The sequence below is a fragment of the Pseudarthrobacter sp. NPDC059871 genome, assembly GCF_042731175.1.
In the GTDB taxonomy this organism is placed as follows: Bacteria; Actinomycetota; Actinomycetes; order Actinomycetales; family Micrococcaceae; genus Arthrobacter.
On the sequence record NZ_JBHWJV010000013.1, the window covers coordinates 139672 to 163358 of the forward strand.

Below are 23687 nucleotides of genomic sequence, written 5' to 3' on the forward strand. Positions count from 1 at the left end.
GGGCGTCAGCCTGCCGGCAGCGGCGGCAGCAGTTCCTCATACAGCCACGGGTGCAGCAACGCTTCGGTGTCGATGGCGGTGGCACGGTCCACGGCCATGATGAAGTCATGGGTGCTGACAGAGCCGTGCCGGTGGGTGGCGGTCCACTCCTGCAGCAGCGCAAAGAACGCCAGGTCACCCACGGCCATCCGGACGGCGTGCACAGCCAGGGCGCCCCGCTTGTAAACCCGGTCATCGAACATGTGCTGCGGCCCCGGATCGCCCACCAGAAGGTCCTGCGCCTCGGCCTTCAGCCCCCGCCACGCGGCGCCCGCCCGGGCAGCGACAGTCATCACGCCGGCTTCCTCGGACCAGATCCATTCGGCATAGCAGGCGAAGCCCTCGTGGAGCCAGATGTCCTGCCAGCTGGCGGCGGTCAGGGAGTTTCCGAACCACTGGTGCGAGAGCTCGTGGGCGATCAGCCGCTGCGACTCCCAGTCCGCGGCCAGGTGGTTGGGGCCCAGGATGGACAGCCCCTGCGCTTCAAGCGGGATCTCGAGCTCGTCCTCGGTGACCACCACCGTGTGGCCGGCGAACGGATAGGGCCCAAAGCAGCTGCTGAACGTCCGCATCATGGCCGGCTGCAGCGCCAGGCCGGCGCGTGCCTGATCGGCGAGGGCGGGGGAGACGGCCACGGACTGCGGCACCTGCGGTGCCGAACGCCCGGCATCCAGTTCCAGCAGGCCGTACCGGCCGATCTGCACGGTGGCAAGGTACGTGGGCATCGGCTCAGCCTGCTCGTAAACCCAGGTTTCACGGCTGGACCGGGTGGTGCGGGCCTGCAGCACCCCGTTGCAGACGGCGCGGTAGTTCACGTCGGTGGTCACCGTGAACCTGTAGCTGGCCTTGTCGCGGGGATGGTCGTTGCACGGAAACCAGGATGGTGCCCCGTTGGGCTGCCCGGCCACCAGCACGCCGTCGGTCAGTTCTTCCCAGCCCACTTCGCCCCACAGACCGCGCCGGGGCGACGGGCTGCCCGCGTACCGGACGTCGAGGGTAAAAGGCTCGTCAGCCTGGAGGGGAGCCGGGGTTGAGACCACCAGCTGCTCGGCGCGCTGGTTGAACCGCACTGCCCTGCCATTGAGCTGGACCTTGGAGGCGCGGAGCCCCACCAGGTCAAGGACAATGGCCGACGTCGGCACGCAGGCGACGCCGTGCAGCACCGCCCTGCCGCTCAGGCGGTTGCTAGCCACGCGGTAGTCCAGGTCCAGTTCGTAGCGTTCCACCCGGTAGGCGTTGGTGCCGGCGCCCGGCATGTAGGGATCGGGGGCAGCACCGCTGGACGCGGCCACGCTGCCGCGGGCGGCTGATGCTGGAGAACTCATGGCGACCTTCGGTTGCTAGGCAGACGGTGTTGCAGGGCCGTTCCACGGACTGACAGGGTTGCCCATCCAATACGTGGCGGCCGGGACGGACTCGCCGCGCATCACCAGGGACGCAGGGCCCACCGTTCCGCCGGCACCCACGCTGGCCTGGGGCAGGATGACCCCGTGCGGGCCCATGGTGGCCCCGTCTTCGAGGGTAACAGCGTCAATGCTCATCACCCTGTCGTGGAACAGGTGCGTCTGCACCACGCAGCCCCGGTTGACGGTGGCGTTCCGGCCCAGGGTCACCAGGTCCGCTTCGGGCAGCCAGTAGCTTTCGCACCAGGTGCCTGTCCCGATCTTCGCCCCGAGGGCACGAAGCCACCAGACCAGCGCCGGGGTGCCGGACGCGGCCCGGGCGAACCACGGTGCGCTGACCAGCTCGATGAAGCTGTCTACCACTTCGTTGCGCCAGATGAATGAGCTCCAGAGGGGGTGCTCGCCTGCCCGGATCCGTCCCACCAGGATCCACTTGGCGGCGACGGCGGAGAACGCCGCCACGAAACCGGCCAGCAGCATGACCACGCCGCTGAGCAGGGCTGCCACCCCGTAGTTGAAAGTGGCGGCCAACCAGTCGAAGACCAGCATGGCGCCGCCGGCAATTGCCACTGTGAGCATGACGGGCAGGAACCTGCAGAGCTCCCACAGCGTCCGGGCTACCTTGAGCTTCAGCGGGGGCTGGAAGGTGCGGGTGTCGTCGGAGGCGATGGCTGTGCGGCGGAGGCGGACCGGCGGACTGCCCAGCCAGGACGTGCCGGACTTGGCCTTGGCCGGCGTTGCGGAGAGGACAGCGACGAGAGAGTTCTTGGGAACGTTCCGGCCCGCGGCGGTCATGCCGGAGTTGCCCAGGAAGGACCGTTTGCCGATCTTGGCCGGAGCCACGCGCAGCCACCCGCCGTCCAGCTCGTAGGAGGCCACCATGGTGTCGTCCGCCAGGAAGGCACCTTCCCCCACGGTGGTCATCTTGGGGATCAGCAGCACCGTGGAGGCTTCCACGTTCTTGCCGATTTTTGCTCCCAGGAGGCGCAGCCACACCGGCGTGAAGAGGCTGGCGTAGATGGGAAACAGCAGGTCCCGGGCAAGGTCGAGGACGCGTTCGGTGGCCCAGATCTGCCAGCCCACCCTGCTGCGTACCCGGTGGTAGCCCTCGGTGATGCCAACGCTGAGGAGCCGGGTTGCGGCCAGGATGAGGAGGGCGTTGGCGGCGAACCAGGTGAGCGCAGCGGGCGCGAGGGCCAGCAGGAGCCGGGGCAGGGTGCCGCTGAGGGAGGTGCCGCCCTGGATGAACAGGTAGGCCACACAGGCGGCGGCCGCTGCGGACATGAAGGGGATCAGGGACAGTACTGCCGAGGCCAGTGCGAATCCGCCGAACCAGGCTTTGGCAGCCACGGGGCCCAGGACGGGTGCTTCAGGGGCGGAATGCTTGGCTTTGCCCTGCCGGCGGGCAGGTGACCCGGCCACCAGCTGCCCGGCCTTGACCTTCCCGGAGACCGCCGAGCCCGCGTCAACCTGCGCCCCTGCGCCGAGAGACGTTCCAGGCATCAGCGTGCTGCGGGCGCCCACCGAGGCGCCGGCGCCGATGCGGATGGCACCAATATGGACGTGGTCGCCGTCGATCCACCACCCGGACAAATCCACCTCCGGCTCCACGTTGGCGCCCCGGCCCAGCGTCAGCAGCCCGGTCACCGGCGGCAGCGAGTGCAGCTGGACGTCCCGGCCGATCTTCGCGCCCAAGGCCCGGGCGTAATAGGGCACCCACGGTGCGCTGGCCAGGCTGATGGCGCCGGCCAGGTCCTGGATCTGCTCAGCCAGCCAGAGCCGGAGGTGCACCCGGCCGGAGCGCGGATAGGTGCCGGGCCGCACGCCGCGCAGCAGGATCCGTGCGGCGGCCACCGCCAGCAGCAGCCGGCCTGCCGGGCTGACGAATACCAGCCACGAAGCGGCCACCCACCACCAGGACACGGTGGGGGCTGCGGCGAACCCGGCAGCCCCGGCCAGCAGGTTGTTGGCTGCCATCAGGTAGGTCAGCCAGCGCATGCCCACCAGGATGTGCAGGGGAACGCCCATCAGCGTCTGGAACACCTGGGATTTGAGGGCGGTAGGCTGCACGGTGCGGTTCCGTGCCGGGCCGAAGGACCCATCGGGTTGTGACTGCCGTGCCAGCTCCACCAGCGCTCCCACGCGGGGCGTGGCGTAGATGTCGGCGACGGTGATGGTGGGGTAGCGGGCGCGGAGGGCGGAGACCAGCTGCGCCGCGGACAGGGATCCGCCGCCGTACGCGAAGAAGTCCGCGTCGAGCGATGTCACCGGGCTGCCCAGGATGCTGCTCCATTGCTCCACGATCCAGGCGGCGTCCTCGGGGAGGTTCAAGGGGGCGGCGTCCGCCTCCGCAGCGCCTGCACCGGCGAGCGGCCAGGGCAGCGCGTGCCTGTCCACCTTCCCGCTGGTCTTGGTGGGCAGTGAATCCACGAGCGTCAGGAGGGGTACCAACGCGGCCGGCAGGCTCCCTGCCAGGTGCCGGCGTGCCTCAGCCAGGTCCAGGTCTTCCCCGGCAACAGGTGCCAGGTAGCCCACCAGGATCTGGTTGCCTGCCGCGGTCGTCTGCACCGCGGCGGCCGCGCCGGCAACCCCGGGCAGCGCCTGCATGGCGGAGTCTATTTCGCCCAGTTCGATCCGGCGGCCGCCCAGTTTGACCTGTTCGTCGGCGCGGCCCTGGAATATGAGGCCCGCCTGCTCGAAGCGGACAAGGTCGCCAGAGCGGTAGGCGCGCTCCCAGCCCAGGCTGGGCATGGGAGCGTACTTTTCAGCGTCCTTGGCGGGGTCAAGGTACCGGGCCAGCCCGACGCCGCCGATGATCAGCTCACCCGTCCCGCCTTCGGCCACCGGAATGCCGTGGGCGTCCACGACGGCGAGGTCCCAGCCATCCAGGGGCAGGCCAATCCGCACGGGGCCGGAACCGCTGAGGGGGGCCGCGCAGGCCACCACTGTCGCTTCGGTGGGACCATAGGTATTCCAGACCTCTCGGCCTTCCACGGCAAGGCGCTCCGCCAGTTCGGGCGGGCAGGCCTCACCGCCGAAGATGAGCAGGCGGACGTTTTCCAGGGATTCAGCGGGCCAGAGTGCCGCGAGGGTGGGCACGGTGGAAACGGCGGTGATGCCGTGATTGATCAGCCAGGGGCCAAGGTCCATGCCCGTACGGACCAAGGCACGTGGTGCGGGGACCAGGCAGGCACCGTGCCGCCAGGCCAGCCACATCTCTTCGCACGAAGCGTCGAAGGCCACGGAGAGCCCGGCCAACACCCGGTCCTGGGGTCCCAGGGGATCGCCGTGCAGGAAAATCCTTGCCTCCGCGTCCACAAACGCGGCAGCCGAGCGGTGCTGGACCGCCACGCCTTTGGGTGTTCCTGTGGAGCCGGAGGTGAAGATGATCCAGGCATCGTCATCCGGCACAGGTGGGCGGGCGCCTTTAAAGGGCCCTGGGCTGCGGCCTCCCGCCGTGCCGGGCCTGATCACCCGCCCGCCTTCCAGGACGGCGGCAACCTTGGCCTCGTCAAAAACCAGCCGGGCCCGTTCGTCGGGATCGTCCGCGTCAACGGGGACGTAGGCCGCGCCCACCAGCAGGACGGCGAGGATCGACACATACAACTCGTTGGTGCCCGAAGGAATCCGCACGCCGATCCGGTCGCCGGCACCCAGGCCCGCCTGGTGGAGGCGGCGGCCGGCAGACCGTACTTCGTCCATGAGCTGGGCGTAACTGAGGGACACACGGCCGTCGTCGAGCGCCGATGCGTCGGGGAACCGGGCGGCGGAGTCCTGGAGGATATCTATCAGCGTCCGGACGGGCGGGGCGGCCGGAGACCCCGGGAACTGCGGCGCGTGCACGCCCGCAGGTTGCGCCGAACCCGGAGTTGAAGCCCCAGCCGTCAGCGATCCGGGGGAGCCATCGGCCTGCAAACCGCCGGATGCATGGGGAGCGGCCGGCGTGGCGCCGGAATGGATATCCCCAAGGGGGACCTGCTGCTGAGTCACCCGGGCATTTTGCCTTGGCAAGGTGAACAACAGGTGTCCGGCGCGCCGGGTTTCCGCCAGCCAGGGGGACCGACAGTTCACCGCACGTTCAGCCGGGGTGGCCCGGCCTCAGGGAACCAGCACCACCTTGCCAGTGGTGCGGCGGCCTTCGAGGTCCCGGTGCGCCTGCTCTGCCTGGGACAGCGGGTAGCGCCCGCCGACGCGGACGTTAAGGGTGCCATCAGCCGCGGCTGCGAAAATTTCGCCTGAGCGCCACCGCCGCTCAGCGGCATCCTGGAGGTAGTGCCCCATGGTGGGCCGGGTCAGGAACAGTGAGCCGCCGGCATTGAGGCGCTGCGGATCCACCGGCGGGACAGGGCCGGACGCGGCGCCGAAGAGCACCAGGGTTCCGCGGATCCGCAGGGCCTCCAGTGAGCCGTCGAACGTATCCTTGCCAACGCCGTCGTACACCACGTCCGCGCCGGTGCCGCCGGTAATCTCCCGGACCCGCGCCGCAAAGCCCTCGTACCGCAGCACGTGGTCGGCGCCTGCCTCACGGGCAAGCTGTTCCTTTTCGTCCGTGGACACGGTGGTGATGACCTGGGCGCCGCGGGCCTTCAGCAGTTGGATGAGGAGCAGCCCCACGCCGCCGGCCCCGGCATGCAGCAGTACGGTATGGCCGGGTTCCACCTTGAAGGTGGAGTTCATCAGGTAATGCGCTGTCATGCCCTGCAGGGGGAGGGCTGCTGCGGTGAAGTCATCCAGCCCGGCCGGAACCGGGAGCGCGGCGTCCTCATCCACCAGCGCATACTCCGCATAGCAGTTGACGCCCTCGGCCGTGGCCACGCGGTCCCCGGCGGTGAACGCAGTCACTCCGTCACCCACGGCCTCCACTGCGCCGGCGGCTTCGGAGCCGGGGATGAAGGGGTACTGGACCTTGTAGACACCGCCGCGCTTGTAGGTATCAATGAAGTTGACCCCGGCCGCTCCGACCTTGACCAGCAGCTGTCCGGGGCCGGGGACCGGCCGGTCAACCTCCGCGTACTCCAGTACTTCCGGTCCGCCTGCCTGGCGTGCGACGATTGCGTGCGTCATTGCTTCCCCTTCCCGGGCCGGCGTCTCCGGCCTCCGGCTGCTCCAACCATCCTAGGGATTCCCTTAGTTCCCAGGCCTTCGAATACCCCTGCCTTATGAATGCATAAGTATCGGCATCTATGCATAACTATTGCTGTATAGTCGGATCATGACTATTTCTGTTGCAGTGTCGGGCGCCAGCGGCTACGCGGGTGGGGAAGTGCTCCGCATCCTTGCCGGTCACCCGGACGTCACGATCGGTGCCATCACCGCCCACAGCAACGCCGGGTCGCGGCTTGGCGAGCTGCAGCCGCACCTGCACGGGCTGGCCAGCCGCATCCTCGAGGACACCACGGTGGAGAACCTCTCCGGCCACGACGTCGTCTTCCTTGCCCTGCCGCACGGCGCATCCGCCGAGATCGCCGCGCAGTTGCCGGAGGGCACCGTGGTGATCGACGCCGGCGCAGACCACCGCCTTGAAGACCCCGCAGCCTGGGAGAAGTTCTACGGCTCGGCCCACGCAGGTACCTGGCCCTACGGCCTGCCGGAGCTGCCCGGCCAGCGCGAGGCCCTCAAAGGCGCCACCCGCATCGCTGTGCCGGGCTGCTACCCCACGTCCGCGCTGCTCGCCCTGACACCGGGGTTCTCCGCAAACCTCCTGGAGCCCGACGACGTCGTCATCGTTTCCGCGTCCGGCACCTCCGGCGCGGGCAAGGCCGCCAAGGTAAACCTGATCGGCGCTGAAGTCATGGGTTCCATGAGCCCCTACGGCGTGGGCGGCGCCCACCGGCACACACCGGAGATCGAGCAAGGCCTGTCCAACGCGGCGGGGGAACAGGTCACCGTTTCCTTCACACCCACCCTGGCTCCGATGAGCCGCGGCATCCTGACCACCGCCACCGCCAAGGTAAAGCCGGAGGCAGTGGGCAGCACCACGGCCGCGCAGTTGCGGCAGGCCTGGGCTGACGCCTACGACGACGAACCGTTCGTCCATCTCCTGCCCGAAGGCCAGTGGCCCGGCACGAAGTCCGTCCAGGGCTCCAACCATGCAGCCATGCAGCTGGCCTTCGACCCCCACACCAACCGGGTCATTGTCACTTGCGTCATCGACAACCTCACCAAGGGCACTGCCGGCGGCGCCGTGCAGTCCATGAACATCGCACTCGGCCTGCCGGAAACCGCCGGCCTCAACCTGCAGGGAGTAGCCCCGTGACCATTACCGCACCCCAGGGATTCCGCGCCGCCGGCGTCACCGCCGGGCTGAAGGCCTCCGGAAACCCGGACCTCGCCCTGGTGGTCAACGACGGGCCATCCAAGGCCGCAGCCGCAGTCTTCACCAGCAACCGCGTGGCAGCAGCGCCGGTGCACTGGTCCCGCCAGGTCGTATCCGACGGCCGGGTGGACGCCGTCATCCTCAACTCCGGCGGTGCCAACGCCTGCACCGGACCCACCGGGTTCCAGAACACCCACAGCACCGCCGAGAAAGTGGCTGATGTGCTGGGCATCTCGGCCACCGACGTCTTCGTCTGCTCCACCGGCCTGATCGGCGAGCAGCTCCCCATGGACAAGATCCTTCCCGGCGTCGAGTCCGCGGCGGCTGCCCTCAGCGCCGACGGCGGCCCGGACGCCGGCACCGCCATCATGACCACGGACAGCGTCCCCAAGTCCGCGCTGTTCATCGGCACTGATGCGGACGGCCAGGAATTCACCATCGGCGGGATCGCCAAGGGCGCCGGCATGCTGGCCCCGGGGCTGGCCACCATGCTGGTGGTCCTCACCACGGATGCCGCCGTCGAGCCCGAAATGCTCGAGGTCGTCCTCCGCGACGCCACCCGCGTCACCTTTGACCGCGCCGACTCCGACGGCTGCATGTCCACGAACGACACCGTGGTCCTGCTCGCTTCCGGGGCTTCCGGTGCGGTGCCGGCAGCGGAAGCCTTTGGTGCCGGCCTGACCCAGGTCTGCGCCGAGCTCGCCCGGAAGTTGATCGGCGACGCCGAAGGCGCCAGCCACGACATCGCCATCCGGACGTTCAACGCCGCCAGCGAAGCAGACGCTGAAACCGTCAGCCGCTCGGTGGCCAGGTCCAACCTGTTCAAAGCTGCCATTTTCGGCAAGGACCCGAACTGGGGCCGCGTGCTGTCCGCCGTGGGCACCACCGACGCCGTCTTTGAGGCAGACAACCTCAACGTGGCCATGAACGGCATCCAGATCTGCCGCAACGGCAGCATCGGTGACGACCGGGCCCTGGTGGACCTGGAACCGCGCGAAGTCCTGGTGGAAATCGACCTGCAGGCCGGCGACGCCGAGGCAACCATCTGGACCAACGACCTCACCCACGACTACGTGCACGAAAACAGCGCCTACTCGAGCTAGCCGCTGCACGTTGCCAGCACGTATGCCTACTTTTGCGGAAGAGACAGCATGAACACCCAGACGCGTGAGACCACCAGCATGTCCGACGCCCAGGACAAGGCTGCAACCCTGATCGAGGCCCTGCCCTGGATCCAGCGGTTCGCCGGCACCACCATGGTGATCAAATACGGTGGCAATGCCATGGTCAATGATGAACTCCGCCGGGCCTTCGCCGAGGACATCGTGTTCCTGCACCATGTGGGCATCCACCCCGTGGTGGTCCATGGCGGCGGCCCCCAGATTAACGCCATGCTGGGCCGGCTGGGTATCGAATCCGAATTCAAGGGTGGCCTCCGCGTCACCACCCCGGAGGCCATGGACGTGGTCCGCATGGTCCTCACCGGCCAGGTGGGCAGGGAACTCGTGGGCCTCATCAACTCCCACGGCCCCTACGCCGTGGGCATGTCCGGCGAAGACGGCGGCCTGCTGCGCGCCGTCCGCACCGGGACCGTGGTGGACGGCGAAGACGTGGACCTCGGGCTGGTAGGCGAGGTGGTCGGCGTCGACCCCGCAGGCATCGTGGACATCCTCGACGCCGGACGCATCCCGGTCATCTCCACCGTTGCCCCGGAAATCGTCGACGGCGGTGACGGCGTTCCCGGCGCCGCACGCTTCCAGCCCACCGGCCAGGTCCTGAACGTCAACGCGGACACCGCAGCCGCGGCGGTGGCGTCCGCCCTGGGCGCCTCGAAGCTGGTAATCCTGACCGACGTCGAAGGCCTCTACGCCAACTGGCCGGACAAGTCCTCACTGATCTCCTCGCTCACAGCGACCGAACTGCGGGACATGCTGCCCAGCCTCGAGTCGGGCATGATTCCCAAGATGGCCGCCTGCCTCAAGGCCATCGACGAGGGCGTGGAGCGGGCACACATCGTGGATGGGCGGCTGCCCCACTCAATGCTTCTGGAAACTTTCACCACCGCGGGCATCGGCACCCAGGTAGTCCCGGACGAGGAGACAAACGCATGAATACCGTTGAGAAGCCCTCAGTAACTGAGCTGGTCGAAACCCAGGGCCACGCCGGCTCGGAATGGCTGTCCCGCTACTCCACATCGCTGATGGGTGTGTTCGGCGCCCCGCAACGCGTCCTGGTCCGTGGTTCCGGCTGCCTCGTATGGGACGCCGACGGCAAGGAATACCTGGACCTGCTCGGCGGCATCGCCGTCAACGCCCTCGGCCATGCCCACCCGTTCGTCACCTCCGTGATTTCCAGCCAGCTGGCCACCCTGGGTCACGTGTCCAACTTCTTCACCAGCCCCACGCAGGTTGCGCTGGCCGAAAAGCTGCTGGACCTGGCCGCAGCACCTGCCGGGTCCAAGGTGTTCTTCAGCAACTCCGGCACCGAAGCCAACGAGGCAGCCTTCAAGCTGGCCCGCCGCAACACCGGCAGCGGCGACGCCAAGCGCACCAAAATCATCGCCCTCGAGGGGGCCTTCCACGGCCGGACCATGGGCGCCCTCGCCCTGACGGCCAAGGAGGCCTACCGGGCACCCTTCGAGCCGCTGCCCGGCGGCGTGGTGCACATCCCCTTCGGGGACATCGCTGCCCTCGAAGCCGCCGTGGACGGGACCGTCGCCGCCGTGTTCCTGGAACCCATCCAGGGCGAGGCCGGCGTGCGGCCACTGCCGCCCGGCTACCTGAAGGCCGCGCGTGAAGCCACCACCAAGGCCGGGGCGCTGCTGATCCTCGACGAGGTCCAGACCGGCATCGGCCGCACGGGCAAGTGGTTCGCCAGCTCGGACGCCGGCATCGTCCCCGATGCCATCACCCTGGCCAAGGGACTGGGCGGTGGATTCCCCATCGGCGCCCTGCTCACGTTCGGTGAGCAGACGTCGTCGCTGTTGTCCGCCGGCCAGCATGGCACCACCTTCGGCGGCAATCCGGTGGCGACGGCGGCGGCCCTCGCCACGCTGCACGCCCTGGAAAGCCAACACGTGCTGGCGAACGTTGCCGCGGTGGGGGAGCACCTGCGCTCCGCGCTGGCAGCCATTCCCGGCGTCACCGAGGTCCGGGGCGAAGGCCTGCTGATCGGCTTCGACCTCGACGCCGACGTCGCGCCCGCCGTCGTGCAGGCAGGACTTGACGCCGGATTCATCGTCAACAGCCCCGGCCCGCGCACCATCCGCCTGGCGCCGCCGCTGATCCTCACCACGGCCCAGGCCGACACCTTCCTCGCCGCCTTCCCGGCAATCCTCCAAGCAGCTAAGGACGCCCAGTGACCTTTGCAACCACCCGGCACTTCCTCAAGGACACCGACCTCAGCCCCGCCGAACAGGCGGAAGTGCTGGACCTCGCTGTCCGCATGAAGGCCGCGCCCTACAGTGTCCAGCCGTTCGCCGCCGAGGGCAGCGGACGCAAGACCGTTGCTGTCATCTTCGACAAGACCTCCACCCGCACCCGGGTTTCCTTCGCCACCGGCATCGCCGACTTGGGCGGGAACGCCCTGATCATCAACCCGGGCGAGGCGCAGATCGGCCACAAGGAATCCGTGGAGGACACCGCCAAGGTCCTCGAGCGCATGGTCTCCACCATCGTCTGGCGCACCGGGGCCCACTCCGGCCTGGTGGCGATGGCCGAAAACTCCAAGGTTCCGGTCATCAACGCCCTGTGCGACGACTACCACCCCTGCCAGCTCCTGGCAGACCTGCTGGCCGTCAAGGAACACAAGGGCGACCTGAAGGGGCTCACCATGAGCTACCTGGGGGACGCCGCCAACAACATGGCCAACTCCTACCTGCTGGCCGGCGTCACCGCAGGCATGCACGTCCGGATCGCCGGCCCCGAAGGGTACCTGCCGGCCGCGGAGATCGTGGCCGCCGCTGAAGTACGCGCGGCCGAAACAGGAGGCTCGGTGCTCATCACTACCGACGCAAAGGAAGCCCTGCAGGGAGCCGACGTCGTGGCCACCGACACCTGGGTCTCGATGGGCCAGGAAGCGGAAAAGGAAGCCAGGCTCCAGCTGTTCCGCGACTACTCCGTGGACGGGGACGCCATGGCACTCGCCGCGGAAGACGCCGTCGTACTCCACTGCCTGCCCGCCTACCGCGGCTACGAAATTTCCGCCGATGTCATTGACGGCCCGCAGTCGATCGTCTGGGACGAAGCCGAGAACCGGCTCCACGCCCAGAAGGCCCTCATGGCGTGGCTGATGCACCGGTCCGGCCTGGCCTTCGTGGACGGACTGGCCCCCGTTGAAGGTACCGGGGAGAGCACGTTCTAGTGTCCACCAACCCGTCGGCACCGGGGTCCAGCCCGGCCACCAAAACTGCCCGGCTGGCGCGCATCACTGCCATCCTCACGGGCCAGTCGGTGCGGTCACAGGCCGAGCTTGCGGCCCTGCTGGCGGACGACGGCGTGCAGGTCACCCAGGCAACGCTGTCCCGGGACCTCGTGGAACTCGGCGCCGTCCGCGTCCGCGGCAAGGAAGGCGCGCTGGTCTACGCCGTGCCGGCCGAGGGCGGGGAACGGTCGGCGCGCAGCGGCGTGAGCCAGGAGATCCTGGACGCCAGGCTCGCCCGGCTGTGCAGCGAACTGCTGGTCACGGCCGAAGCGTCCGCCAACCTGGTGGTCCTGCGGACCCCGCCCGGGGCCGCGAACTTCCTGGCCCTGGCGATTGACCACTCGGTGATGCCGTCCATCCTGGGCACCATCGCCGGTGACGATACCGTCCTGCTGGTCTCCCGCGACCCGCTGGGCGGACCGGACCTCGCAGCCCGCTTCCTGCAGCTGGCCGAGGACGCCGGGCAATAAGCTTGAAGACAATCAACCAACCAACCCCAACAAGGAGCATCTGAAGTGACTGAACGCATTGTGCTTGCCTACTCCGGCGGCCTGGACACGTCCGTAGCCATCGGCTGGATCGGTGAAGCCACCGGTGCAGAGGTCATCGCCGTGGCCGTCGACGTCGGACAGGGCGGCGAGTCCCTCGAGACCATCCGCCAGCGTGCCCTCGGCTGCGGCGCCGTGGAGGCCTACGTCGCCGACGCCCGTGACGAATTCGCCAACGAATACGCCATGCCCACGCTGAAGGCCAACGCCCTCTACCAGGGCCACTACCCGCTGGTCTCCGCCATCTCCCGCCCGGTCATCGTCAAGCACCTGGTTAAGGCTGCCCGCGAATTCGGCGCCACCACCGTGGCCCACGGCTGCACCGGCAAGGGCAACGACCAGGTCCGCTTCGAAGTGGGCATCCAGACCCTCGGACCGGACCTGAAGTGCATCGCCCCCGTCCGCGACCTCGCGCTGACCCGCGACAAGGCCATTGCCTTCGCCGAGGAAAAGGGCCTGCCGATCGAGACCACCAAGAAGAACCCGTACTCGATCGACCAGAACGTCTGGGGACGCGCCGTCGAAACCGGCTACCTCGAAGACATCTGGAACGCCCCCACCAAGGACATCTACGACTACACGGCCACCCCGGAATTCCCGCCGGCACCGGACGAGGTCACCATCTCCTTCCAGGCCGGTGTCCCGGTAGCGATCGACGGCGTCAAGGTCACCCCGCTGCAGGCCATCCAGGAACTGAACCGCCGTGCAGGCGCCCAGGGCGTTGGCCGGATCGACGTCGTGGAAGACCGCCTCGTCGGCATCAAGTCCCGCGAAATCTATGAGGCACCCGGTGCCATGGCCCTGATCACCGCGCACAAGCACCTCGAAGACATCACCGTTGAGCGTGAGCAGGCCCGCTTCAAGGCAACCGTTGGCCAGCGCTGGGCCGAGCTGGTGTACGACGGACAGTGGTTCTCCCCGCTCAAGCGCTCCCTCGACGCGTTCATCGAAGACACCCAGAAGTACGTCTCCGGCGACATCCGCATGACCCTGCACGGCGGCCAGGCAGTGGTCAACGGCCGCCGCTCCGACACCTCGCTGTACGACTTCGACCTCGCCACGTACGACACCGGCGACACGTTCGACCAGTCCATGGCGCGCGGCTTCATCGAACTGTTCGGCATGTCCTCCAAGGTCGCCTCGGGCCGCGACCTGCGGGTCGCAGGCGAGTAGCTTCTATGGCTGAGCCAAAAGCAGAAGCAACCAACACCGGTGCACTGTGGGGCGGCCGGTTCGCCGGCGGCCCCGCGGATGCACTCGCCGCGCTGAGCAAGTCCACGCACTTTGACTGGCGGCTGGCCCGCTACGACATCGCCGGGTCCAAGGCGCACGCCCGCGTGCTGCACAAGGCCGGGCTGCTGGACGCTGCCGAGCTCGAAGGCATGCTGGCAGCGCTCACGCAGCTGGACGAGGACGTTGCCTCGGGCGCCTACCTGCCCGCGGAATCCGACGAGGATGTGCACGGCTCGCTGGAACGCGGACTGATCGAACGCGCCGGTGCCCAGCTGGGCGGCAAGCTCCGCGCCGGCCGGTCACGCAACGACCAGGTGGCAACCCTGGGCCGGATGTTCCTGCGCGACCACGCACGCATCATTGCCCGGGGCGTCCTGGCCACCATCGACGCGCTGGTGGAACAGGCCAAGGCCCACCAGGGCGTGGCCATGCCCGGCCGCACCCACCTGCAGCACGCCCAGCCGGTCCTGCTCAGCCACCACCTGCTGGCGCACGCCTGGCCGCTGCTGCGCGATGTGCAGCGGCTCCAGGACTGGGACAAGCGTGCCGGCGTCTCGCCGTACGGTTCCGGTGCTCTGGCCGGTTCTTCCCTGGGCCTGGACCCGGAAGCCGTTGCAGCGGACCTGGGCTTCTTCTCCGCAACCCACAACTCGATTGACGGCACCGCCGCCCGCGATGTCTTCGCCGAGTTTGCCTGGGTCTGCTCGATGATCGGTGTGGACCTGTCCCGGATCTCCGAGGAAGTCATCTTCTGGGCCACCAAGGAGTTCTCCTTCGTCACGCTGCATGATTCCTACTCCACGGGGTCCTCGATCATGCCGCAGAAGAAGAACCCGGACGTGGCCGAGCTTGCCCGCGGCAAGGCAGGGCGCCTGATCGGCAACCTGACCGGCCTGCTGGCAACGCTGAAGGGCCTGCCGCTCGCGTACAACCGCGACTTGCAGGAAGACAAGGAGCCGGTGTTCGACGCTGCGGACACCCTGGAGCTGCTGCTCCCGGCAGTGTCCGGCATGATCGCCACCCTCACGTTCAACCGGGAGCGGATGGAGTCGCTGGCCCCGCAGGGGTTCGCACTGGCCACGGACATTGCCGAATGGCTGGTCCGCCAGGGCGTGCCGTTCCGCGAGGCGCACGAGCTGTCCGGTGCCGCCGTCAAACAGGCCGAGTTCCGCGGCGTTGAGCTGTGGGACCTGACCGACGACGAGTACGCTGCCATCTCGGAGCACCTCACCCCTGAGGTCCGCACCGTCCTGTCCACTGAGGGGTCGCTCAACAGCCGCAACTCCCAGGGCGGAACGGCACCGGCCGCCGTCGAACGCCAGCTTGCCGCCCTCGAAAGCGAGCTTGCCGGCGTGCGCGGGTACGCCGGATAGGGCTTCAACGCCCGCTCACTTCTGGTGGCTCTCACGCCGACGCCCGCTCACTTTCTTCGCGAGAGTGAGCGGGCGTTGACGTTTAAGCGCCAACAAGTGAGCGGGCGTTGGACCACCAATGGGACCGCCCCGCTAGCATGGCGCCATGAGCGAATCCTTCCGCACTTTCCTCCGCGCCCTCCCGGACTTCCCGGCCAGCCTTCCGGAGTTCGACCCCGCCACAGCGCCGCAGGACCCCGCCGAACTCTTCAAACAGTGGCTGGACGAGGCCCTGGCAGCGGGCGAACCGCAGCCACACGCCTTCAGCCTCGCAACGGTCGGTGAGGATTCCGGCGGCAGGCAGCAGCCGTCGTCGCGCATGCTGATCCTGAAGAACATCGACGACGACGGCTGGCACTTCGCCACGTCCCGCACCTCCCGCAAAGGCAAGGAATTGGCCGCTGCGCCGCAGGCGGCGATGAACTTCTACTGGCCGTCCCAGGGCCGGCAGGTCCGGGTGGCAGGTCCGGTGGCCGAACTGTCGGCTGAGGCGTCCGCCCTTGACTGGGCGGACCGCCCGCGCAGCGATGGCAGCAGCAACCCGGGCTGGCAGTTGTACGCCGTCCAGCCGACGGAGTACGAGTTCTGGCAGGCCAGCAACGACCGCCGGCACGTGCGGCACAGGCTGGGCCGGAACGGCACACCCGCGGACTAGGATGAGCCCCATGACAGCTCCCGCACCGGATATCCTGCTTCCCGCACTCCACAAGGCCGCCGGCGACGTCACCACCGACGTCGCCAAACTCACGGACGCGGACGTGAAGGCGCCGTCCGCGCTTCCCGGGTGGAGCCGCGGCCACGTGCTGGCGCACCTCACCGGAATCTCCAACGCGATGGCCCGGCAGCTGGAGTACGCGGCCCGCGGAGAGACGGTGGAGCTGTACGACGGCGGCATGGTCGGCCGGAACCGGGCCATCGACATGGCGGCCGGGCACGGCGCCGCCATCCACCAGGCCGACCTGTCCACCGCCATTGACCGGGCGCTGCGGGCATTCGATGCCCTCCCCGGTGTCAAGGATTCGGCCGCCAACCGCACCGGATGGTGGGCTCCGATCGCCTACCGAGGGGGAGTGGTGCTCGACGGCGGGCTGGCCCTGTGGCGCGAACTCACCATCCACAACGCCGACCTGCTCACCGGCAGGGGACCCGAAACCTGGGGCAGGGATTTCTGCGGCCACCTCTTCGAATTCCTCGAACCCAGGGTGCAGCCCGGAGACAAACTCCTCCTGCAGCCCCTCGGACTGCCGCCGGTGTCCCTGGGCAGCGGCAACCGGTCCACGGTGGTCAACGGCATGCTCACCGACCTCGCCGCCTGGCTGGCCGGCCGGGAACCCACCCTCGGCAGCCTCCGTGCATCGGCCAACGCCGACGGGACGGACCTTCCGGAGCTGCTTCCCTGGCCCTCCGCCACCCAGGCCGCCAAGTAGAACCCCCCGAGCGTCATGGGCGCCGGCCGCCGGGATCAGGCAGCTTCGCGCGCCAGCAGGCTCTCCTTGACCTGCAGGCCCCAGCGGAACCCGCCCAGGCTGCCGTCGGTGCGGATCACCCGGTGGCACGGAACGAACAGGGCTGCGGCGTTGAAGGCACAGGCACTGGCCGCGGCCCGGACGGCTTTCGGGTTGCCCGCCAGCGCAGCGTACTCGGTGTACGTCACCGGGAAGCCGGGTTTGACCTCCCGGAGGACATCCCAGGCATGGGAGCGGAAAGGCCCGGAACGCTGGAGGACCGGTACGGCCATGGCCGGTGCGGGGTCACCGCTGTAGAAGGCGTCGACGGCGGCCGAAATCCCACCCAGGCCGGTCACCTCTTCGATCGATGCGGGGAGCAGCGCAGGGTGGATCTGCCCGGTCAGGCCGGCGGGTCCGGCGGTCCAGCCCGATGCCAGCACCACGCCGTCGCTGGCGATGATGGTGAACGGGCCGTCCGGGGTGGACATTTCCAGCAGTTGGGCTTTCATGGCATCACTTTCACGGGTGGGGGGGGTTTCGCGTTTATCGATGGGTTGTCGGGGTCTGGCCGCGGCGCGCCACAGGTGCATCGTCGCGTAGGAGCGCCACGGGCTGACCTCGCGGAAGTCCGGGGCGGCGGCGTCTCCACCGGCACCTCCGCCGGGGTCAAGGGCGCGTATGCCGTTGCGGACGGCTGCGTCGTTGGCCAGGAAGATGTCGGGAGCGCCCAGGACGCGCATGGCCACATAGCCTACCGTCCAGGGTCCGACGCCGGGCAGCGGCAGCAGTGCCGCGGTGAGGCTTGCGAGGTCATCGCCGTAGCCGAACTGGAGCCGGCCGTCAGCCATGGCTGAGGCAGCGTTCAGGAGGGACTCGGTCCGCCGGCGGGGCCCGCGCAGCAGGTACCCCGCTGCGGCGGTTTCCGCTGGTGTGGGGAAGAGCCGGTCCAGTCCCTCTGCGGGAGAACTGCTGGGACTTCCTGCGGCGGACAGTTGGGTCAGCGCCGTGCGGGCCGCGGCCACCGTGATCTGCTGGCCCACCATCGCGCGGACCAGAAGTTCCTGCGGATCGAGGGCGCCGGGCATCCGGATTCCCGGCGTCTCGGCCACCGCCGCCGCGAGCCTCCGGTCCACGCCGAGGGTTCCGTCGATCGCCTCCGGGTCTGCGTCCAGGTCGAACAGCCGCCGGACCCGGCTCAGCAGTGCGGGGAGGTCGCGCAGGTCCACCGCGCCGACGGTGAGAGTCAGCGGCCGCCCCCGGGCGCCGCCGTCGTACGCCACCGTAAACCGGGCATCGCCGTGGGGGAGGCGCAACGTCCGGGCGTAGGAGGTGGGCGTTCCCACCTCGATGCCGGGAATGGCGCGCACGGCCAGGAAGCTGAAGATGCCCGGATCGAAGGGCCGCCGGTACGGAAGGCTGAGGCTCAGGGCCGTGGTACCGCCGGCAGCGGTGCCTGGCCGTGCGGTGGCCCGGAGGGCGGTTGGCGTCATGGCGAAGACCTCCGCCACCGTTTCGTTGAACTGCCGGACGCTGCTGAAACCTGCGGCAAACGCAATGTCGGCCAGCTTCATGCCCGTCGAGACCAGAAGCGTCCGGGCGGTCTGTGCGCGTCCAGCCCGGGCCAGGGACAGGGGACCGGCGCCCAGTTCCTGGGTCAGGATCCGGTTCAGCTGCCGCGAGGAATACCCCAACCGGGCGGCGAGGCCCTCCACCCCGTCCCGGTTGATCACGCCGTCGTTGATCAGGCGCATGGCCCGGCCGGCGACGTCTTGGCGGATATTCCACGCCGGAGTTCCGGGCACAGCTTCCGGGAGGCAGCGCTTGCAAGCCCGGTAGCCGGCGTCGTGCGCGGCAGCGGACGTTTCGTAGAACGTCACGTTCGAGGCTTTGGGCGTCCGCGCAGGGCAGGAAGGGCGGCAGTAGATGCCGGTGGACCGGACAGCCGTGAAGAACTGCCCGTCGAAGCGGGTGTCCCGCGCATCGATGGCGCGGTAGCGCTGCCAAAAGTCCATTCCTCCATCGTGCCAGCCGCAGGCGGCGTACACTAGCGGAAATCGGACACCTCCGTGCAACCCGGGCCGCCGCGGTGCTCCGGTAAGTTTCGCGGGATTTGGGTAGGGTCTGGCCATGAATGAATATCCGTCGACGGCGGGACGGCCGCTGCGGGAAATCCTCACCGGAGACGCGCGGGAGCTGGCCCCGCTCCTGCTGGGGGCCGTGCTCACCCACGAATCCCGCGAGGGGCCGGTATCCGTCCGGCTCACCGAGGTGGAGGCCTACCTGGGGCCGGAGGACTCGCTGCACCCGGATCCGGGATCGCACACCTTCCGCGGCCAAACGTCCAGGAACGCCCCCATGTTCGGGCCGGCCGGGCACCTGTACGTCTACTTCACCTACGGAATGCACCATTGCACCAACATCGTCTGTGGGCCCGAAGGCGTTGCCTCTGCCCTGTTGCTGCGGGCAGGCGAAATCGTGGAGGGCGTTGGCCTTGCACAGCTCAGGCGGCCCACGTCGAGGACACCAGCGGACCTTGCCAGGGGGCCGGCCCGGCTCGCCAAGGCGCTGGGACTGACGACGGCGGACAGTGGCCGGGATGCCCTGGCCGCGCCGTTCCGGCTGGTGCTTCCGTCCAGGCCGGCAGCGGACATCAGTTCCGGTCCCCGGGTGGGCGTATCCGGCGCCGGCGGTTCCGACGAGTACGCCTGGCGCTTCTGGCTCACGGGCGACCCCACGGTCTCCGCGTACAAGGCGGCCCAGCCGCGGTCCAGGGCGCGAAAGCCTCCCGTGTCCGGGAGCGCCGGGTTTCACAAGCGTTAACGGAAATGGTTGTAGAATGGACGGTCTGTCTTGCGCGATAGGGGAACGTTAAATGCTCGACGCCGATTTGGCCCACGAACGTGAGTATGTAGCCGGCCTGTATGCCCGGCTGGAGGAGCTCCGTGAGGAGAAGCGCCGGCAGCTGGCACAGGTGCGCCGGTCCGGTGCCGTGGGCACCATGCAGAACGTCTCGGAGCGCGACGCGTTCGCGGCACTGTACGAAGACCGCCTGGCCCAGCTGGACGCCGTCGACGACCGCCTGGTCTTTGGCCGCCTGGACCTGGACTCCGGCGAAGAGCAGTACATCGGCCGGATCGGCCTCACCACCGAGGACCTGCAGCGGCTCATGGTGGACTGGCGCGCCCCCGAAGCCGGGCATTTCTACCAGGCCACCGCCTTCGACCGGCAGGGCGTCCGACGGCGCCGCCACCTGATCCTGCAGGGCCGCGAAGTCAAAGCCATTGAAGACGACGTGCTGGATGCCTCGATGCTCTCGGACGACGAATCCCTGCAGGGGGAGGGTGCCCTGCTGGCCGCGCTGAACTCCAAGCGGACCGGCCGGATGTCTGACATCGTCAGCACCATCCAGTCCGAACAGGACCGGATCATCCGTTCGTCCATTTCGGGCGCCCTGGTGGTGCAGGGTGGCCCCGGTACGGGCAAGACCGCCGTGGCGCTGCACCGTGCCGCGTACTTGCTCTACACCCACCGGGACCGGCTCAAGAGCGCAGGCGTGCTGCTGGTGGGCCCGTCGTCGTCGTTCATGAAGTACATCGAACGCGTGCTTCCCTCGCTGGGCGAGACCGGCGTCGTGATGGCCAGCGTGGGCCGCCTGATGCCCGGAATCCACGCAGTCCCCGAAGCCGACCCGGACGTCGCCGCCATCAAGGGCCGCCTGGACATGGCGAAGATCGTGGCCAACGCCGTCTCCAACCGCCAGCGGACTCCCGAAGCCAACCGCATCCTTGAAGTGGACGGCCGCAAGCTGACCCTGACGCCGCGGCAGGTCCGCCGTGCACGCGAGCGGGCGCGTTCCACCGGGAAGCCGCACAACGAGGCCCGCGTGACGTTTGTCAAGATCCTGCTGCGCGAACTCACGGAACAGCTCACTGACATGATCGAGGCGGACAACATCGGCAACAATGCCGATCGCTCCTACCTCGCCGAAGATGTCCGCACCGCCCGGGATGTGCGGATCGCCCTGAACCTGTGCTGGATGCCCATGACGCCGGAGAAGCTGATCTCCGAGCTGTTCAGCAAGCCCGCCATCCTGGAGTTCTGCACCCCGCTCCTCACGCCGGCGGAGCGGGAACTGCTGCGGCGGCCGGCGGACGCACCGTGGACCGAAGCGGACGTGCCGCTGCTGGACGAGGCAGCCGAACTGCTCGGCGAGCTCGACCCCGCCGCCGGGCGTGGCCTTGCCCAGCAGGAACACGACCGTGCCCGGGACCTCGCCAACGCCAAGCAGACCCTCGAAAACATGCAATTGGCGGGCGTGGACCCGCTGATGTCGGCTGAGGAACTGGCCGAGCAGAACCGTGAACAGGAAACCCGGCAGACGGCCGCGGAGCGTGCCACCAGCGACCGCACCTGGGCGTTTGGACACATCGTGGTGGACGAAGCCCAGGAACTGTCGCCCATGCAGTGGCGGCTCCTCGTCCGGCGCTGCCCGCTGAAGTCCTTCACCATTGTGGGGGACATTGCCCAGACCAGTTCCGTGGCCGGCGCCAACTCCTGGCAGGGCGCCCTGGCCCCGATGTTCGGTGAACGCTGGCAGCTCGAGGAGCTGACCGTCAACTACCGCACGCCGTCCCAGATCGCCGAGGCCGCGGTCCGGATGGCCAACGCCGCCGGCCTCGTGGTGTCCGCGCCCAAGGCCGTCCGCGAGGGCCGCTGGTCACCCATCGTTGACGAAGTGGAGGCGGGAGAGGTGGTCAGGCGCCTCGTCGAGGTCCTCCCGGAGGAGCTGGAAGCGCTCGACGGCGGCCTGCTCGCCGTGATTGCCGACGGTGAGCTGCTGCCTGCCGCCACGTCCGCGTTGCGTTCGGCGTACGGGCGCCGCGTCGGTACCGGTGCCGGCAGCTACGAGCAGGACATCGTGGTCATCAGCCCCCGCGAAGCGAAGGGCCTGGAGTTCGACGGCGTGGTGGTCCTGGAGCCGTCCACCATGCTGAACCACGAGCACGGCAAGGTGGGCGACCTGTACGTGGCCATGACCCGCGCCACGCAGCGCCTGCGGCTGATCGCGGGGCAGCCCGTCCCGGCCGGCATCGTCCGCTGATCCGGGCGCTGCGATACTGCTAACTTAGAAGGCGTGCCAGACATCAACAGCCTCGAAACGCAACAGAACGACCCCACCTTCGCCAACGTTTGGCAGGAGCTGAAGTGGCGTGGACTCGTCCACGTCTCCACCGACGAAGCCGAGCTTGAGAAGCTCCTCGCCGGCGGACCGGTCACGTACTATTGCGGCTTCGACCCCACCGCACCCAGCCTGCACCTGGGCAACCTGGTCCAGTTGCTGGTCATGCGGCGGCTGCAGCTCGCCGGGCACAAGCCCCTGGGCCTCGTGGGAGGCTCCACGGGCATGATCGGCGATCCCCGTCCGACGGCGGAGCGGACGCTGAACACCAAGGACACCGTGGCGGAATGGGTCGGGTACCTCCAGGCCCAGGTCCGGCGTTTCCTCAGCTTCGAGGGAGACAACGCCGCCCGGATGGTGAACAACCTGGATTGGACTGCACCGCTGAGCGCCATCGACTTCCTGCGCGAAGTGGGCAAGCACTTCCGCGTGGGCACCATGCTGCGTAAGGACGCCGTTGCGTCCCGCCTCAGCTCGGATGAGGGCATCAGCTACACGGAGTTCAGCTACCAGATCCTCCAGGGCATGGACTACCTGCAGCTCTACCGCGATTACGCCTGCATGCTGCAGACCGGCGGTTCGGACCAGTGGGGGAACCTGACGAGCGGCACTGAACTGATCCGCAAGGTGGAGGGCAAGAGCGTCCACGCGCTGGGAACGCCGCTGATCACCAACTCCGACGGAACCAAATTTGGCAAGAGCGAAGGGAACGCCATCTGGCTTGATGCCGGCATGTGCAGCCCCTACGCCTTCTACCAGTTCTGGCTCAACACGGCAGACGCCGACGTTGTAGACCGGCTCAAGGTGTTCACCTTCCTCACGCGTGCGGAGATAGAGGACATCGCCACGTCCGTTGCGGAGCGTCCCTTCGCCCGTGAAGGCCAGCGGAAGCTCGCCTTCGAAGTGACCTCGCTGGTGCATGGCGTTGAGGCCACTGAGAAGGTCATTGCCGCATCCGCCGCCCTTTTTGGCAACGGTGACCTTGCCGCCCTGGACAAGCAGACCCTGCAGGCGGCCACATCTGAGCTCCCCACCGCCACGGTGCAGGTGGACGCGCTCGGAATTGTGGACCTGCTGGTGGCGTCCGGCCTTTCGGAAAGCAAGTCGGCAGCCAGGCGCACTGTTGGTGAAGGCGGCGCCTACGTCAACAACGAAAAGGTGCTGGACCCGGAGACGGTCATTGCTGAATCAGAACTCCTCCATGGGCAGTACCTGCTGCTGCGCCGGGGAAAGAAGAACCTGGCAACGGTGGAAGTACTGGTCCCGTAACGGGGGAGCGCAACCTACCACCTGCACGCCTCTCTGCGGCCGATTTGCGCGGCCACGGAGGGGCGTGTATTGTTTTCTGAGTCGCCGCCGCTGAGCGGTGACAAACCCCCAACCGATATTGAGAAGCGATTCTTGGCCATGCGGTGCATGGAACGAAGAAATGCTTCACTTTTCGCTGGGCGGATTCAGTTCTGCAGAGTGAATTCCGGGAAAACAACCGGATTTGCAAAAGTGAAACTGAATGAAATAAGATTGAAACATCGCAGCGAAGAAATACGGAATATATATTCATTGCTAAATGAATTGTTTCGGGAATATTCGAATGTGTCTGTTGTTTGAGAACTCAATAGTGTGCCAAGTTTGTTGATACCAATTTTTTTATGGATTGGTTGAATTGACTGGATTGTCCACCCCGTGG

General features: G+C 68.1%; 17 protein-coding genes and 1 pseudogene. 13 read left to right on the top strand and 5 right to left on the bottom strand.

What is annotated here, in order from left to right; all coding sequences use genetic code 11:
• Positions 1–5: 5 nt before the first annotated feature.
• From ACFV4R_RS17580 to ACFV4R_RS17590, 3 genes are all read right to left on the bottom strand, one after another.
• Positions 6–1364 (bottom strand): M1 family metallopeptidase, encoded by a 1359-nt coding sequence (locus ACFV4R_RS17580; RefSeq protein WP_377203753.1) that lies wholly within the window; start codon positions 1362–1364, stop codon positions 6–8.
• 15 nt (positions 1365–1379) lie between these two features.
• Entirely contained in the window at positions 1380–5330 is a 3951-nt protein-coding gene (locus ACFV4R_RS17585) for a Pls/PosA family non-ribosomal peptide synthetase (protein ID WP_377203769.1), read from the bottom strand.
• A gap of 210 nt (positions 5331–5540) precedes the next feature.
• Positions 5541–6506, bottom strand: coding sequence for a quinone oxidoreductase family protein (locus ACFV4R_RS17590; protein ID WP_377203754.1), 966 nt, complete (start codon positions 6504–6506; stop codon positions 5541–5543).
• A gap of 148 nt (positions 6507–6654) precedes the next feature.
• Between ACFV4R_RS17590 and argC the strand changes: the two genes are divergently transcribed.
• The 10 genes from argC to ACFV4R_RS17640 all read left to right on the top strand — a co-directional run bounded on the left by argC (position 6655) and on the right by ACFV4R_RS17640 (position 16800).
• On the top strand, positions 6655–7698 hold the full coding sequence (argC, locus tag ACFV4R_RS17595; protein WP_377203755.1) for an N-acetyl-gamma-glutamyl-phosphate reductase: 1044 nt from the start codon (positions 6655–6657) through the stop codon (positions 7696–7698).
• Positions 7695–8861: a bifunctional glutamate N-acetyltransferase/amino-acid acetyltransferase ArgJ gene (argJ, locus tag ACFV4R_RS17600; protein WP_377203756.1), complete on the top strand. Its 1167-nt coding sequence runs from the start codon at positions 7695–7697 to the stop codon at positions 8859–8861. Before argC ends, argJ begins: the two co-directional genes overlap by 4 nt.
• A gap of 48 nt (positions 8862–8909) precedes the next feature.
• Positions 8910–9869 (top strand): acetylglutamate kinase, encoded by a 960-nt coding sequence (argB, locus tag ACFV4R_RS17605; RefSeq protein ID WP_314215878.1) that lies wholly within the window; start codon positions 8910–8912, stop codon positions 9867–9869.
• Positions 9866–11119: an acetylornithine transaminase gene (locus tag ACFV4R_RS17610; RefSeq protein ID WP_377203757.1), complete on the top strand. Its 1254-nt coding sequence runs from the start codon at positions 9866–9868 to the stop codon at positions 11117–11119. The genes argB and ACFV4R_RS17610 overlap by 4 nt, the downstream gene beginning before the upstream one ends.
• Positions 11116–12120 carry an ornithine carbamoyltransferase gene (gene argF, locus ACFV4R_RS17615; RefSeq protein WP_377203758.1) on the top strand — a complete coding sequence of 335 codons (1005 nt, stop codon included), beginning with the start codon at positions 11116–11118 and terminating at the stop codon, positions 12118–12120. The genes ACFV4R_RS17610 and argF overlap by 4 nt, the downstream gene beginning before the upstream one ends.
• Positions 12120–12650 (top strand): arginine repressor, encoded by a 531-nt coding sequence (locus ACFV4R_RS17620; protein ID WP_015936711.1) that lies wholly within the window; start codon positions 12120–12122, stop codon positions 12648–12650. Before argF ends, ACFV4R_RS17620 begins: the two co-directional genes overlap by 1 nt.
• A gap of 45 nt (positions 12651–12695) precedes the next feature.
• Entirely contained in the window at positions 12696–13901 is a 1206-nt protein-coding gene (locus ACFV4R_RS17625) for an argininosuccinate synthase (protein WP_377203759.1), read from the top strand.
• Positions 13902–13906: 5 nt separating this feature from the next.
• Entirely contained in the window at positions 13907–15334 is a 1428-nt protein-coding gene (argH, locus tag ACFV4R_RS17630; protein ID WP_377203760.1) for an argininosuccinate lyase, read from the top strand.
• 145 nt (positions 15335–15479) lie between these two features.
• Positions 15480–16028 carry a pyridoxal 5'-phosphate synthase gene (locus ACFV4R_RS17635; protein ID WP_377203761.1) on the top strand — a complete coding sequence of 183 codons (549 nt, stop codon included), beginning with the start codon at positions 15480–15482 and terminating at the stop codon, positions 16026–16028.
• A gap of 10 nt (positions 16029–16038) precedes the next feature.
• Positions 16039–16800, top strand: coding sequence for a maleylpyruvate isomerase family mycothiol-dependent enzyme (locus ACFV4R_RS17640; RefSeq protein ID WP_377203762.1), 762 nt, complete (start codon positions 16039–16041; stop codon positions 16798–16800).
• A 35-nt stretch (positions 16801–16835) separates the two neighbouring features.
• Here ACFV4R_RS17640 and ACFV4R_RS17645 read toward each other — a convergent pair whose 3' ends face one another.
• Complete coding sequence (locus ACFV4R_RS17645) at positions 16836–17330, bottom strand: methylated-DNA--[protein]-cysteine S-methyltransferase (protein ID WP_377203770.1); 495 nt, start codon at positions 17328–17330, stop codon at positions 16836–16838.
• Positions 17331–17948: 618 nt separating this feature from the next.
• Positions 17949–18950 (bottom strand): annotated as a pseudogene (locus ACFV4R_RS17650) (bifunctional transcriptional activator/DNA repair enzyme AdaA); the annotation flags it as partial.
• On the opposite strand from ACFV4R_RS17650, the gene ACFV4R_RS17655 reads away from it, so the two are divergent.
• Genes ACFV4R_RS17655 through tyrS form a run of 3 tightly spaced genes read left to right on the top strand, consistent with a single transcriptional unit; the run spans position 18949 to position 23269 of the window.
• On the top strand, positions 18949–19641 hold the full coding sequence (locus tag ACFV4R_RS17655) for a DNA-3-methyladenine glycosylase (protein WP_377203763.1): 693 nt from the start codon (positions 18949–18951) through the stop codon (positions 19639–19641). The pseudogene ACFV4R_RS17650 and the gene ACFV4R_RS17655 overlap by 2 nt on opposite strands.
• 52 nt (positions 19642–19693) lie before the next feature.
• The gene (locus ACFV4R_RS17660; protein WP_377203764.1) at positions 19694–21922 is read left to right on the top strand and encodes a HelD family protein; all 2229 of its coding nucleotides are present in this window, start codon (positions 19694–19696) and stop codon (positions 21920–21922) included.
• Positions 21923–21955: 33 nt separating this feature from the next.
• Positions 21956–23269: a tyrosine--tRNA ligase gene (gene tyrS, locus ACFV4R_RS17665; RefSeq protein ID WP_377203765.1), complete on the top strand. Its 1314-nt coding sequence runs from the start codon at positions 21956–21958 to the stop codon at positions 23267–23269.
• The last annotated feature ends 418 nt before the right edge of the window (positions 23270–23687 follow it).